Below are 14,457 nucleotides of genomic sequence, written 5' to 3'. Positions count from 1 at the left end.
CGCCGTCCGCAATAAAGCCACCCTCACACCTGACAGATGCGACAAGGACAGGTAAAATGGCCGCACAGCCATAAACCGGTGCTGCCTTATACCGTTGAGCCTGACTGCGTTAGCACCTATCAATCGTGAAGAACAATGATGACCACACCGCCCTCTCCATCAGATAAAAAGCCCTGGTGGCAGCAAGGAAAAACCCCAGATTATCGTTTCTCTCTGGCCAACGAGCGTACCTTTCTTGCCTGGATTCGCACCGCTCTGGCCTTTCTGGCGGGTGCCATTGCCATCGATCAATTCACCGTCAATCTGGCAACGCCGGTGGTCCGGCAGAGTCTGGCGCTGTTACTGGTGCTGGGAGCCGCACTGCTCGGTGGACTGGCCTACTTTCGCTGGGCGCGCAGCGAAAATGCCATGCGTCAGGAACAAAACATGCCCTACAGCCCGCTACTGCTGCTGGTGACGCTGTTTGTTACCGCCATTGCTTTGGTGCTGGCCGTGGTGGTTATCGTTGGTTAACCGCCTGCCCGCTGCGCCCGATCCGGGACTACAACCCCAACGAACCGGCATGGCCTGGTCACGGTCGGTGCTATTGGCACTGATCGTCAGTCTGCTCTGTTTTCGCTTTAGTTTCGATCGCGGCTCAGGGTTAGCCCTGTTGTGCAGCGTGCTGCTGCTGATACTCGCCGTGGTGATGGTGGCGATGAGCGTGTGGCGTTTACGCTTTACGCATCAGCGCCCAGCATCGGGAGCCGCATGGGTTCGCTATGCCATCGCGTTTTGTTCCACCTCGGTGGTGGTGACGGCATTGGTGTTGGCAGGGAGCTTGTTGCACGCCTTGTCACATTGACGCACCGTTATCAATAACGGTGCGCTATGACATCAATCTGCGGTGGTGTACTCAGGAAACAGGAAGGGGTTGATGCTGCTGCGAGAGAATCCCTCTTCTTCCATTTTGATATCCAGTACCAGTGAGGCAAGATCGTCTGCGACCGCTTCGACACGGTGATCTTTCTCCTGATACAGCAGCTTGATATAGGTGCCGCAATCACCGCAGCCTTCTGCCTTGATGGCCGACTCTTCGCTGTCCAGCGACCAATAGTTGAGGTTGCCGGTTGCCTCGCAGTTACTGCATTTCACGCGCACCATGTGCCATTCACTTTCACACAGGTTACAGTGCAGATAGCGCAGACCGCTGGTGGTTCCGAGTTGCACCACGCCAGAAACCGGAATGCCGCCACACACCGGGCAGAACTGACGATGCTCACCCACTTCGGCTTTCGCTTTACCAGGCAGTTGTGTCGCCATCTGCGCCCAATACAGAGAGAGGGCCGCCCAAATGAACGGGGCTTTATCGTTATCTTCTCCGCTGAACTGATGTGCCAGCAGGCTGTCGGCCAGTGTTTCCCACTCCTGCTCCGGCATTTTCTTCAGATGTTCCAGCGTGGTCAGCACCTGACCGTTTGCGGCAGGCATTAACTCTTCAATCAACGCATGCAGCAGCGTATGCCAGTGCGCATCACGCGGGAACACGCTGGCATCCAGCGGCGGGCGATTGTTCTGCTGCGCTTGCGCCAGCACATCGGTCAAATCGACACGCAACGGATGATCGTGCAGCACCTTCTGCTGTGCCTCAACGATGGCAGCAGCAAAATTCAGGTAATCGCTGAGCGCATGGTCAGCCGCCAATTGGCGCAGACGCTCTGCACGGCTGCTGTACAGGCTCTTTAAATTAGCGAACAACAACGGCGGGATCACGCCCACCGTTGATGATTTTTCATTATTTTCCAACTGATCCTGAGGGACAATGCGAATACTCATCCGGGTGATTTTTCCTGTTGTTTACGGTTGTTTTTCTTGTTGTTTTCGTTGAATCTCTCGATACCAGCGCGGATGATGCTTCTTCGCCCACGCCGCAGGTACCCAGCCTTCTACCATAGCAGTAATTGTTCCTTTCACCCATAGTGCCGCATACACATGCACCATGATGACCAGGATCAGACCAACGGCCGCCAGCGAGTGTACCAGCAGGGCCAAGCGAATCACCGGGATAGGAAACGCCGGCGCAAAGTAGGGACGCCACATCACGACTCCACTCGCCAGCAGCAGCACCAGGCAAATGATGGCCAGCCAGAACACGCACTTTTGCCCGAAATTATACCGACCTGTGTCACCGACTTCCTGATTTCTGGCAATTTTATGGATGTTTTTGGCCCATTCAATGTCATCACGCTGGATCAGGTTGTGTTTCCAGTAACGCAGGAACATCAGCAAGAAGGCGACAAACATCACCACGCCAACAAATGGATGCAGAATGCGCGCCAGCTGCGGCGTGCCGAGAATATGCAGCAACCAGTTCAGCGATGGAAACAAAAACCCTAACCCGCTCACCGCAGCAAACACGAAGCAGAATGCCACAATCCAGTGATTAATGCGCTCAGGCGCGCTATAGCGCTGAATGCGATTACTCTTTTTCATGCTGTTTACCCTCATGCTGTGCGGTGGTCGCCTCATCCTTAACCTCGTCCTCGTCGTCCTCTTCTTCGACGCGATTGGGTCCGACGCCGACATAGTGGAAGACGCTGGCGGCAAAGGTCACTGCAAAACCGATCGCGGCGAGCGGTTTCCAAATCCCCTTCCAGAAGGTCACGGTGGGGCTGATCGCCGGGTTATCTGGTAATCCATGATAGAGTTGCGGCCGGTCGGCATGGTGCAGCACGTACATCACATGGGTGCCGCCCACGCCTGCCGGATCGTACAGCCCGGCATTGTCGTAGCCGCGCTCTTTGAGATCGACCACGCGTTCTGCGGCCAGGGTTTTCATATCCTCTTTGGTACCAAAATGGATAGCGCCGGTCGGGCAGGTTTTCACACAGGCAGGCTCTTGCCCGACCGCCACGCGATCGACGCACAGCGTGCACTTGTAAACGCGGTTATCGTCTTTATTCAACCGAGGCACATCGAACGGACAACCGGCGATACAATAGCCGCAGCCGATACACTGCTCGGACTGAAAATCGACGATGCCGTTGGCATACTGAATTATCGCCCCCTCGGCCGGGCAGGCCTTCAGACAGCCCGGATCCGCACAGTGCATACAGCCGTCTTTACGGATCAGCCACTCCAGCTTGCCGTTTTCCTCAACTTCCGAGAAACGCATCACCGTCCAGGATTTGGCCGTCAGATCGATAGGGTTGTCATAAACGCCAATGTTGTGACCGACCTCATCGCGGATATCGTTCCACTCGGAGCAGGCGACCTGACAGGCCTTGCAGCCAATGCAGGTCGTCACGTCGATAAGCTTGGCAACTTCCGCCTGATGGTCGCGGGCCTGCGGCGGCGGGGTGAAAGCGCTGGTTGCCGAGCGACGAATAACATCTTGTGATTGCATAGCCATGTGCTGTCTCCCTTACGCCTTTTCCACGTTGACCAGGAAAGCCTTGTATTCCGGGGTTTGGCTATTGGCGTCCCCCACATGTGGCGTCAGAATATTCGCCATGTAACCTTTGCGCGTGGTGCCCTCAAACCCCCAGTGGCAGGGAATACCGATGGTTTCCACCGTTTGCCCGGCAACCGTCAAGGTGCGAATGCGTTTGGTCACCACCGCTTTGGCCTTGATAAAGCCGCGCTTGCTGCTGACCTTCACCATATCTCCCGCGCGAATGCCCTTCTGCTGTGCCAGCCCTTCACCAATTTCGATAAACTGTTCGGGCTGCGCAATCGCGTTCAGGCGCGCGTGTTTGGTCCAGTGACGGAACAACTCGGTCAGCGAATAGGTGGTTGCCACATAGGGAAACTCGTCCGGCGTTCCCATACGCTGGCGGTCCACGTCAAACAGGCGCATCGCCGGGTTGTGCATCACGTTGGCATGCAACGGATTCTGTTTAAGCGGTGATTCGACAGGCTCGTAATGTTCCGGGAAGGGACCATCGACCATCTTGGTCATGGCAAACAGCCGCCCTAACCCCTCCTGATTCATGATAAAGGGACCGACACCGCTGTTCGGTGCCGCCGTGCTGTAGTCCGCCACATCACTGCCGGTCCAGCGTTTTCCATCCCAGCGCAGCACTTCACGTTTCGGATCCCACGGTTGCCCGCTTTCATCCGCCGACGCGCGGTTATAGAGAATGCGACGGTTTTGCGGCCATGCCCAAGACCAACCGGGCGTGTTGCCCAGACCGGAATCCGCATTGTCACGGTTAGCCATCTGGTTGCCTTTTTCCGTCCAGCTTCCCGCATAAACCCAGCAGAAGCTGGCAGTGGTGCCGTCATCACGCATTTGCGCGAAGCTATCGAGCAGTTGGCCCTTTTTCAGAATCTGCTTGCCCTGATCGTCAAAAACATCCTCCAGCGCATAGCCGTTGGCCTCTTTCGCCACTTCCTCCGGCGTAGGATCTTCCGGGTCCGCGTAATTCCAGGTCATGTTCAGCAACGGTTCCGGATTGGCCCCCCCTTCTTTGGCGTACATCTCGCGCAGTCGCAGCAGGATACCGGCAAGAATCACCCCATCATGCAGCGCCTCACCCGGCGGTTGCGCACCGGCAAAGTGCCATTGCAGCCAGCGTCCGGAGTTGACGATAGAGCCGTTTTCCTCAGCAAAACAGCTCGACGGCAAACGAAACACTTCCGTCTGGATCTGGGCCGGATCCACATCGTTCAGTTCGCCGTGGTTTTGCCAAAAGTTGCTGGTTTCGGTCGCCAGCGGATCGATGATCACCAAAAATTTGAGTTTCTTCAGCGCTTCACGGGCCTGATTGGAATCGGCAAAGGCCGCCATCGGGTTAAAGCCCTGCGCAATATAGCCGTTCACCTTACCCGCCAGCATCAAACGCGAATAGCTAAGCGCGTCATAGCTCTTATCCCATTTCGGTAGCCAGTCAAAGCCCCAGTCGTTTTCCTTCTGCGCCTTATCGCCATACAGACTTTTCATCAGGCTAATAAAAAATTTGGGCGTGTTCTTCCAATAATTGACCTGATCCGCCAGCAGCGCTTTGGGGGTAATTTCGTTTAAATACTGTTGCAGCGTGGTCTGCTTTTCTGAGGGCAAGTCCATGTAGCCGGGTAAGCGCAGCGACAGCAGCCCAAGATCGGTATACCCCTGAATGTTGGAGTGCCCGCGCAGCGCATTCACCCCGCCGCCTGCCATGCCGATATTGCCTAACAACAGCTGGATCATGGCGGCAGTGCGGATCATCTGGGCGCCAGTGGTGTGTTGCGTCCAGCCCAGTGCGTAGAGGATCGTGGCCGTTTTGTGGGGTACCGCCGTGGTAGCCAGCAGTTCACAGATCTTGATGAAATCGTCGAGCGGCGTACCGCACACCTCGGTAACCAACTGCGGCGTATAGCGACTGACGTGCTGTTTCAGTTGCTGCCACACGCTACGCGGATGAGTTAACGTCATATCACGCTTGGCAAAGCCGTTTTCATCCAGCTCATAGTTCCAGGTGGTATTGTCGTATTTGCTGTCTTTCTCGCTGTAGCCGCTAAACAGGCCGTCGGTAAAGGCAAAATCCTCCCGCACCAGCAGGCTGGCGTTGGTGTAGGACAACACGTACTGATGTTGAATTTTATCTTGCGTGATCAGGTAGTTGACCACGCCGAGCAGGAAAGTGATATCCGAACCGGCCCGGATCGGCGAATACAGGTCAGCGACGGCGGCGGTACGGTTAAAGCGCGGATCGACCACCACCATGCGGGCGCCGTTTTTCACCTTGGCCTCAACCGCCCATTTGAACCCGACCGGATGCGCTTCTGCCGGGTTGCCGCCCATCACCAGAATCACATTGGCGTTTTTGATATCAACCCAGCTATTGGTCATCGCGCCGCGACCAAAGGTCGCCCCCAGCGCGGCCACCGTCGGCCCGTGGCACAAACGCGCCTGCGTATCCATTCCCAGCATGCCGAGTGAACGTGCGAAGCGGTAATCCAATGCGCCGGTTTCGTTACTGGCCGCAGAAGAGCACAGCATCCCGGTGGTAAGCCACCGGTTAACGGTCACACCTGCGCTGTTTTTTTCCACAAAGTTTGCATCACGATCCGCCTTCATCAAGCGCGCAATGCGGTCGAAGGCGTCGTTCCAACTGATGGGCACCCACTTATCAGAACCCGGCGCGCGGTACTCGGGCAGTTTCAGGCGCTGGTCACTGTGGATAAAGTCAATCAGCCCAGCCCCTTTCGGGCATAAAGAGCCGCGGCTTACTGGATGATCCGGGTCGCCTTCGATATGGAAGATCGAGGCCACCGCATTTTTGGCACCGTCGCCACGGCTGTACATCAAAATGCCACACCCAACGGAGCAATAGGTACAGTTGTTTCTTGTCTCTCTGGCACGCAACAGTTTGTACTGTCGGGTTTCTGCGAATGCCGTGGCGGGAGAGAAACCTAATGCGGTTACCGTGGTTCCCGCCATGCCGCCCGCACATATTCTAAAGAATTGTCTTCTGCTGACTTGCATAAAAAACTCCTAAGCCCACATTGCTCAAAAGGGGTGACACAAATAGCATTTCGTTTTTATTAATAAATAAGATAGAACCGGATTGGGGATAAAACCATATACTTATTAAGTATTATGCATTGAAATATAAAAATCGCAAACCGTTATCAAAACAACAACAGAAAAGTCACATTTACGTTCAAAAAAGCACCATTAAGGGTGTCACGTCACAATTAATGATAATAATTATCAATACCATCGGAAATGGCATACCCATCGTTATATATTTATTTACATATCGATTTTTGTGAAAAAATAACCAAGATCAAAATGAAAAAAATCAAAAAGTAATAACGAATTACCGGGTTTCGTTAATGCATTAATGATTTTTAAGAGAAGGAAATGCAATTACACCGCACAGGGAGGGTTATTTATTAAATAAACGGGCTGGATTATCGCAACCCGTTATTATCACTTAATCGGGCAAGTCACTGGCTGTCAGGCTGCGGGATTACAGCGCACGACGTCATCATCTATCTGTGCCACAAAGTCGAGCAATAGTTGACGCGCCCAGTGCGGTTCCTGCTCAAGTTGTAGCAGCCGATCAACATCATGCCCGGCGGCCCGTAATGCATTGGCACTGTTACGCACGCACTGCGTCATGATCGCGGCGGTAAATTCCGGATGGAACTGCACCGAAAGTGCATGGGGGCCATAGCGTAAAATCTGGCAGCCATCCTGGTCGGAATAGGCCAGTACCTGTGCGCCCGGAGGCGGAATCAGTACCGATTGCTGATGTGTCAAATAAGCATCGAAGTGCGCAGGATGATCGCGCAGCAACGGGTCGTTCCCGCCCTGCGCTGTCAGCGTCACCGTTTGCAGCCCAATTTCTTTGCCCTTGGGATTATCGGCAACCAGCCCACCAAGCACATCCGCCAACAGTTGGTGTCCATAACACACGCCCAGCAAGGGCAGCTGCGCATGGTACGCCTGACGCAGCCAGGCCGCCGTTGATTCGCTCCAGTCTATCCTGTCAGTAACCATCGACCAGGAGCCAGTGATCACCGCCCCGGCTACCGCGTCAGGATGGGGTAAGCGCTCCCCCCGCTCTGGGCGAACCAACAACAGCTCACGCGGCTGCGCGGCCAGTGCTGCACTGAACCAATCACTTTGTTCACCCACCACCTGGGCAATCGGCTGCGGCGGCACGCCCATTTGAATAATCAATAACGGCTTTTTATCCATGTTGTGCTTACCTGCTTCTCAATACGCGGAGTGTTACCGCTGTTCCTTTTGAACCCTACCATGCCGCCGAAACACTGTCACGAGACTGACGTCTGGTCACACCGCCGAACCCGGCGACTTCAGATACACCAGCGCATACACGTCAAAAAAGGTCACTTTGCCCTTGGCCTGCTGAATCTGCTCAACGCCCTGCTTGACCTCGGGGGCAACTTCCGTGCTTGACTGAATTTGTGCATACGCCTGTTGCGAAATGCTGCGCTTATTAAACCATTCACCGTTATAGCAAACGCGCAAATCCATCTGGTCAATATCGTCAAAGTGGTAGCGTGGACTCACATGGCACGACAGCCCCAGTGACACGCCCAGCACAAACAGCGTGAACCCCACCACATACCCGATACCGAAATAGTCGGCAAACCCCAAAATCAACATCACCGGGAGATAGCACAGCAACATGCCGCCAAACAGATAGGGGTGTTTACGGATAAAGCCGGGATTAAAGCGGATTTTGTTATCGCGCTTCTCTTTACGATTAAGCCGTTCGATGTCATCACTCAGAATACGTTTCATCTCATCCATCGGGATACTTCCTCTCCTCGCCGCCGGATTCGCCTTATCGACGCGCACCATGCTACGCCGTTGTCTGTCAGTATAGTCGCATCGGCGTTAACGAAAAAATAACATTCCGTCCAGACGATAAATCAACAGCGTGATGCCCCAGCACACGATGACCAGGAGAAAGGGAGCAGGCGGGTTTGTCAAAGAGAAAGCATTGCGTGCACCGTCACAGCGGCACACGCAATAAAAACAGCAGTGGGACTGGGAGACTAGCGTACCGCAGGCATTTCAAGGTCGGGATCGATCAGGTTGTAGATTTGATTGCCAAATACCGGTTGCAGCAACAGTTTCTCCAACGCAAATGCCACATCCTGGCGTGAGATAAGCCCTAATGTTGCGGGCCCTTGCGTCAGTTGACCGTTATGCGTTGCCACCACATCCAGCAGCCCGCCAGGACGAACGATGGCATAATCGAGCGAGCTGCTTTGTAACCAGCATTCCGCCAGCGATTTCTCTCTCACCGCCAGACCAAAGGCGGCTTTGGCGCGCGCAGAGAGCAGCGGCCAACCGTCACCGCATCCCAGCGAAGTCACCAGCAGCATGCGCTTCAGGCCAGCCTGTTCTGCGCCATCGATGAGCGTCCGATGCCCCAGATAGTTCACCGATCCACCGCCCAGCGTGGAAACGATAATCGCCTCCGGCCCTGCTGCCTGACAGGCTGCGGCAACCACCGCAGGCTCGCAGGCATCGCCCTCTACCACGGTCACGCCCTGCTCACGCCACTGTCTGGCCTGTTCACTGTCGCGCAACACCAGAACAACAGGCTGGTTGCACGCCAGTGCGCGTTGCAGCAGGCACGCGCCAACGCCGCTGCCCGCACCGAACAGCAACCAGGGCGTCACGCCGCCACCGCCCGCAGTTCATCCGCCAGCAAACGGAATGCGATAACCTGATGCGCCAGCAGTTGGCGGTGATCGTCGCGGCCAAGGAAAATTTTGAACATGGCATCACCCGCCGCATTGAAAAACACCACGGAAGCGGTATCCATGCCCATAAACTTACGCTCGATAAGCGCAATGTGCTGGCAGTGAGTGGCGCGGATATGGCCACTCAACCCATTTTTGCCACGCAGGTTAAAATAGCCGTGGCGATGCGTTCCGGTCGGCAACACGCTTTTGAATTCCAGAATGGCATCCGCCGTGTGACTGATAAGCGTCACTTCTCCCCATTGAGTAATGGTATCCCACACGCGATCGAACTGTTCCCCCGCCACCAGCGTGCGCTGCGCTTCCGGCAATGCTTCGGTAACCGCAAACAGGCTGGTCTGGTATTGCTCCGCGATCGCCTCTAAGGTGCCATCCGGATTTGTCGCCAATAATTCTTGTAAAGTCATTATCTTCTTCCCTTAATGAGGCAATGATTCCCCAGCATTGAGCTGAGGGATAAGCTGTTGTAACGCCTGCATCAGATTATTTGCCCAGAAACGTCCATCGTTGGTCAACCGCAGGCAGGTTGACGCATCGCGGGTTAACCCGGCTTCATGCCATTGATGCAGTAACGGTGTCAGCACATCCGCCTGCGGTGTTAGCAGCGGCAGGGCGACACGTCCAATTTCAATACCGGCTTGCAAGCGGTGCTGCCAGGCACCGGCTTTACTGGCGGGCGTCATCATTGCGATCGGTTTTTCACCGTTATCCAGCTTTGCGTAGTAGCGTTCCAAATCGCGCTCCATCATATACGCTTGGCCGTTGACGTTGCCGCCCGCGCCGCTCCCCATTGCCAGGCAGTCAGCACCTTGTTTGATAAGCAGATTGTAGAGATTGCGTTCCCGGGTGGTTTTTGCCCAGTGGCTGTTGCTCAACTGGTGCCAGCCCGCATTAGCCAGAAAATCGGCTCCGGTGTGATAAAAATCGCGCCGTTCCATCACCGCCGGCAGCGTCACACGCTGGTTCTCTGCCGCTTTTGCCAGCGGGGTGGTGGGTAACAGGTTCAACGCATAAAGATCGACGCCGTCTAGCGGCAGATCGCTGACAATCGCTAAATCTTCGCGCCAGCTTTCTGCGGTTTGTCCCGGTAAACCGAACATCAAATCACACACCACGGCAGCCTTATCCCGGCTGCACAAGTTTTCCAAAAAGTGGATGAGCTGCTGCCGGTCAAACAAACGTGCCATGCGCTGGCGTATCCGGCTATCAAAGGTTTGAACACCGATAGAGAAACGGTTTGCTCCCGCCTCCAGACACGCATCGATGCGCTCGTCATCAAAACCGGCGCTGCGGCCTTCAACGGTGATTTCGCAGTCAGGTGCCAGCGGCAAAGAGGTGCGGATGGCACGAATAATCTGCGACAGCTCGTCAGCGGACAGCGCCGTCGGCGTGCCGCCGCCAAAATAGACCGCATGAATGGGGGCGGACTGATGCAGCGGGCTTTCCGCTTCCAGCGCCAGCTCCTGTAGCAGGTAACGGGTGTAGGCGGCGGTGCTGTCATCGCGCAACTTGTTCTGGTAGAAACCGCAGAAGGTGCAGTGCGTGGCACAGAACGGAATGTGGAGATAGAGCAGACGCTTACGCGCCGGCACCGTTTGCTGACGCAGCGTTTGCCAGCTTGCAGCAATCTGCTCTGGAGAAAGCGGTACATGATTACGCCAGGGCATCGCCATCTTCCGTGCGGCGAACGGTTGCTCGCCGGGCTGGGCGTAATACGGCGTTAAATCAATGTTCATTTCTTCTTTCATCCTTTCCACTTCTACCACGGTGAAAAGATTAGATGATAACTATTTGTATTTAGCAACACGCCCAGACGTGAATTGCCGACCAAACGGAAACGCGGCTCAAGACTCACAGCGGCGTTAACGCATTTTTCGCTTTTTTGTAAAAACCGTCAGATCCAACAAAATGAAAATACAAAATAAAATCATAACGTTAAAAATAAAAGTTAATAATATTGTTACATCAATGATAAATATCATCACTTCATTAAGATTGCTTAATTTAATTAAATACACAAAAATCAAGTGTTTATTAAAAATAATTCATGACAACCATCACAAAAACATAAATATATTTTGATCAAATGTTTCATTTGAAATACAACAATTCGCAATGCAAATGAGAATTGTTTGCCTTTCAGGGATAACAGATGAAAAAAATAATGACGCACACAGCGGTATGTTTACTGCCGCTTATTTATGGCAATACCTCGCTGGCGGCCGGACAGGAAGACGAAATCACGGTCATCAGCGCCGGGCGCACCGAACAGAATCTGTGGGAAAGTCCGGTCAGTATGCAGGTTATCGACAGTGAAAAACTGAGCCGATTCACCGGCGATCAGATGGCAGAAGCGCTGCGGGATATTCCCGGGGTGGATATTGTTGACAGCTCGTTGGCCGGGCGTAAGCAGATTCGAATTCGTGGCGAAGAAGCCTCGCGCGTGCTGGTGCTTATCGACGGGCAGGAAGTGACCTATCAGCGCGCCGGCCCCAATTACAGTCTGGGCCTGCTGATCGATCCTTCCTATGTCGAGCGCGTGGAAGTGGTAAAAGGGCCACACTCGGTGCTGTACGGCTCACAAGCCATTGGCGGGATTATCAATTTTATCACCCGCAAAGGTGGAGACTCGCCCATCGGCGGTAAAATCAAGGTGATGTATGACAGCGCGACCGCAGGCTGGCAACAATCGGCGATCGCTTATGGTTCACTGGGGGATTTTGAATATCGCCTCAGCGGCAGCTACAGCGATCAGGGCAATCGCAGCACGCCGGATGGTCGCCTGCCCGGTACCGATTTTCGTAACAACAGCCAATCCGCCTGGCTGGGCTATCGTCTCGGCCAACACAAGTTCGGACTGTCACTGGACCGATATAAAGTCAGTACCCAGACCTACAACAGCTCCACCGACTATGACAGCTTCAGCGTGCGCATTCCCAATTTGGAACGCGATAAAATCGGTCTGTTCTACGACTGGAACATCGGCAATAGCCTGCTGAAAAAAGTGCATGTGGACGCTTACCGGCAAAACATCAAGCGGGAATTCCGCAACGATCTGGTGCAGAGCGGCGTTGACTTCACCTATGAAGGTTGGGCAATGACCGATTCTGTGATGGCATTGAAAACCGGCACCCATGACAAACAGGTTAGCGATGGCATCACGGTGCAAACCGATCTCACCCCCTGGGATAATCACCTGTTGATTGTCGGCGGGCAGTGGTCACGCGACGATGTTAAACAAACCGCATCAACCAACGTCAATATTGGCAAAACGATCAGCTTCTTGGGAAGCCCGTACAACATCAATATCAATCCGAATATCAACTCTGGCGCACACTGGCAGCAAACTCATTGGTCGTTATTTACTCAGGATGAATGGAAAATCACGCCAGAGTGGACCTGGACCTTGGGCGCGCGCCAATACTGGGTAGAATCACTCTCTTATGGCAGCACCAGTAATGGCATTATTACCCGCTATGGCTTCCCTGCCATGATTGGCGTAAACGGCGTTGCTAACACCAACAGTTCCAAAGCCAGCCAGCGCGAGCACGACAGCACCACCGTAACCGCCACCACGCTGCGCTATTCTGGCTTTACCAATACACAATTACGCGCCTCATACGCACAGGGTTATGTTTACCCAACCTTGACGCATAAGTTCTACGACACCAGCGCAGGCGGCGGCACCACCTACGGTAACCCGAACCTGCAAGCGGAGCGTTCGGACAACTATGAACTGGGCGCTCGCTATAAAAATGCAGACTGGTTGCTGGACGGTGCGGTGTATCACTCACGCGCCAAAGATTACATCACCACGCTCAACTGCGCGGGCAGCGCTGCCTGCGCTGGCAGCACTGATACCCGCAGCCGCTACTATGCTAACGCCAATAGTGCGAAAACCTACGGACTGGAACTGCATGCAGAATATCTGGGCTGGACCGTATCCCCTTATGTCACCGGAAATGTGATTCGCCGTGAGCTGGAATTGGAAAACCGCAGCACCTTTGACACCGGCGAACCTACATTCACCGGGCGCTTTGGCGTGAAGCATGTCACCCTGTTTAACCTGTTCTCACTGGAGTCTGATGCCTTCCTGCGCGCAGCAACGCGAGCCAAAGACCGCACCGCCGATCAGGAAACCCAGCATGCTGGCTGGGCAACGGCCAATCTGGCGTTTACCGCCACCTTTGGTAAGGATGACCAGTATCAGGTGAACTGGGCGCTGAACAACCTGCTGGACAAACGCTACACCACCGCGCATGAAGGCATTCCAGCCTCCGGATTCAGCACGGTGATTGGCGCTTCCATGGCATTCTGAGGGAAATGACATGTTAAGGGTGATATCTGCGCTGTTTATCGGTTGTCTGGCATGTAGTCTGCCCGCACAGGGAGCATCAACGCCAGCGCGTATCGTGGTCGCTGGCGGTGCTTTGACGGAAATCGTCTATGCAGTAGGGAGCGGCAGCGCAGTGGTAGGGGTGGATCAAACCACTACCTACCCGCCCGAAACACAAACGCTCGCCAAGGTCAGCCACTGGCAGCAGCTAAACGTGGACGGCATGTTGTCTTTGCAGCCCTCGCTGGTGATGACCTGGCAGGACGCCCAACCGCAAGCCGCGCTGGATCAGTTACGCCAGGCGGGCGTTCAGGTCGCGCTGTTTCAACGCACGCCCAGCACGCCGCAGCAGTTGATCGGCACGATACGCCAGGCGGCTAACCTGTTACAAAAAGTCGAACAGGGAGAGGCGCTTATCGCGCAGATCAATGCGGATCTTCAGCGGGTACATCAACTCACCGCGGCACAAAAAACGCCGGTAAAGGTGCTATTTTTGCTTAGCGTCGCAGGCAGCGGGGCCATGGTGGCGGGCAAAAACACCGTCGCCGATGGCATGATCGCACTGGCAGGGGGAGAAAATATGGCAACCCACCCTCAATATCGGCCCTATGGCGGTGAGTCGATGATCGCCGCCGATCCAGAGGTGATCGTGGTGACATCGCAGAGTATCGCGGGTGGGTTGGACACATTGGCTGCGGTGCCCGGCATCACCCACACTCGCGCCTGGCGTCAGCAACGTATTGTTGCCATCGATCAGGCGCTGGTGCTAGGCATGGGACCCAGAGTGGCACACGCCGTGCAGGCGCTAAGTGCCGGTTTTTATCCGGGGCCTTGAGTCGAGGGTAAATCAAATCACCCAGGCCCGATTTATACCAATAAAAAAGAGCAGCCGTAACAGCTGCCCT

Annotated in this window: 13 protein-coding genes; 4 read left to right on the top strand and 9 right to left on the bottom strand. The window is 54.7% G+C overall.

The window, feature by feature from the left end; genetic code table 11:
* The first annotated feature begins 138 nt into the window (after positions 1-138).
* Positions 139-513, top strand: coding sequence for a YidH family protein (locus J5067_RS15305; protein WP_264643769.1), 375 nt, complete (start codon positions 139-141; stop codon positions 511-513).
* A complete protein-coding gene (locus J5067_RS15300; protein WP_319802397.1) occupies positions 464-844 on the top strand; it encodes a DUF202 domain-containing protein in 381 nt (126 codons plus the stop codon). Before J5067_RS15305 ends, J5067_RS15300 begins: the two co-directional genes overlap by 50 nt.
* Before the next feature lie 32 nt (positions 845-876).
* Here J5067_RS15300 and fdhE read toward each other — a convergent pair whose 3' ends face one another.
* The 9 genes from fdhE to hutW form a co-directional block, all read right to left on the bottom strand.
* Positions 877-1,815 (bottom strand): formate dehydrogenase accessory protein FdhE, encoded by a 939-nt coding sequence (gene fdhE / locus J5067_RS15295; protein WP_264643324.1) that lies wholly within the window; start codon positions 1,813-1,815, stop codon positions 877-879.
* Positions 1,816-1,836: 21 nt separating this feature from the next.
* Positions 1,837-2,472, bottom strand: a complete 636-nt coding sequence (gene fdoI, locus J5067_RS15290) for a formate dehydrogenase cytochrome b556 subunit (RefSeq protein ID WP_264643325.1) — start codon at positions 2,470-2,472, stop codon at positions 1,837-1,839.
* The gene (gene fdxH, locus J5067_RS15285; RefSeq protein WP_264651476.1) at positions 2,459-3,391 is read right to left on the bottom strand and encodes a formate dehydrogenase subunit beta; all 933 of its coding nucleotides are present in this window, start codon (positions 3,389-3,391) and stop codon (positions 2,459-2,461) included. The genes fdoI and fdxH overlap by 14 nt, the downstream gene beginning before the upstream one ends.
* Positions 3,392-3,403: 12 nt before the next feature.
* A complete protein-coding gene (fdnG, locus tag J5067_RS15280; RefSeq protein ID WP_264651475.1) occupies positions 3,404-6,448 on the bottom strand; it encodes a formate dehydrogenase-N subunit alpha in 3,045 nt (1,014 codons plus the stop codon).
* Between the two features lie 477 nt (positions 6,449-6,925).
* Positions 6,926-7,672 (bottom strand): glutamine amidotransferase, encoded by a 747-nt coding sequence (locus J5067_RS15275; RefSeq protein ID WP_264651474.1) that lies wholly within the window; start codon positions 7,670-7,672, stop codon positions 6,926-6,928.
* Between the two features lie 96 nt (positions 7,673-7,768).
* Positions 7,769-8,251 (bottom strand): YlaC family protein, encoded by a 483-nt coding sequence (locus J5067_RS15270; protein ID WP_264643329.1) that lies wholly within the window; start codon positions 8,249-8,251, stop codon positions 7,769-7,771.
* 248 nt (positions 8,252-8,499) lie between these two features.
* Positions 8,500-9,132: an NAD(P)H-binding protein gene (locus tag J5067_RS15265; protein ID WP_264651473.1), complete on the bottom strand. Its 633-nt coding sequence runs from the start codon at positions 9,130-9,132 to the stop codon at positions 8,500-8,502.
* On the bottom strand, positions 9,129-9,623 hold the full coding sequence (gene hutX / locus J5067_RS15260; RefSeq protein ID WP_264643331.1) for a heme utilization cystosolic carrier protein HutX: 495 nt from the start codon (positions 9,621-9,623) through the stop codon (positions 9,129-9,131). Before hutX ends, J5067_RS15265 begins: the two co-directional genes overlap by 4 nt.
* Positions 9,624-9,635: 12 nt before the next feature.
* Positions 9,636-10,952, bottom strand: a complete 1,317-nt coding sequence (gene hutW, locus J5067_RS15255; RefSeq protein ID WP_264651472.1) for a heme anaerobic degradation radical SAM methyltransferase ChuW/HutW — start codon at positions 10,950-10,952, stop codon at positions 9,636-9,638.
* A 416-nt stretch (positions 10,953-11,368) separates the two neighbouring features.
* On the opposite strand from hutW, the gene J5067_RS15250 reads away from it, so the two are divergent.
* Together J5067_RS15250 and J5067_RS15245 are read left to right on the top strand one after the other, a co-directional pair.
* The gene (locus J5067_RS15250) at positions 11,369-13,534 is read left to right on the top strand and encodes a TonB-dependent siderophore receptor (protein WP_264651471.1); all 2,166 of its coding nucleotides are present in this window, start codon (positions 11,369-11,371) and stop codon (positions 13,532-13,534) included.
* 10 nt (positions 13,535-13,544) lie between these two features.
* The gene (locus J5067_RS15245; protein WP_264643334.1) at positions 13,545-14,387 is read left to right on the top strand and encodes a hemin ABC transporter substrate-binding protein; all 843 of its coding nucleotides are present in this window, start codon (positions 13,545-13,547) and stop codon (positions 14,385-14,387) included.
* Positions 14,388-14,457 lie beyond the last annotated feature (70 nt).

This window comes from Candidatus Symbiopectobacterium sp. NZEC151, assembly GCF_025962655.1.
Taxonomy (GTDB): Bacteria; Pseudomonadota; Gammaproteobacteria; order Enterobacterales; family Enterobacteriaceae; genus Symbiopectobacterium.
Note: the sequence above shows the minus strand (reverse complement) of the source record. Positions and strands in the feature narration are given on the sequence as shown.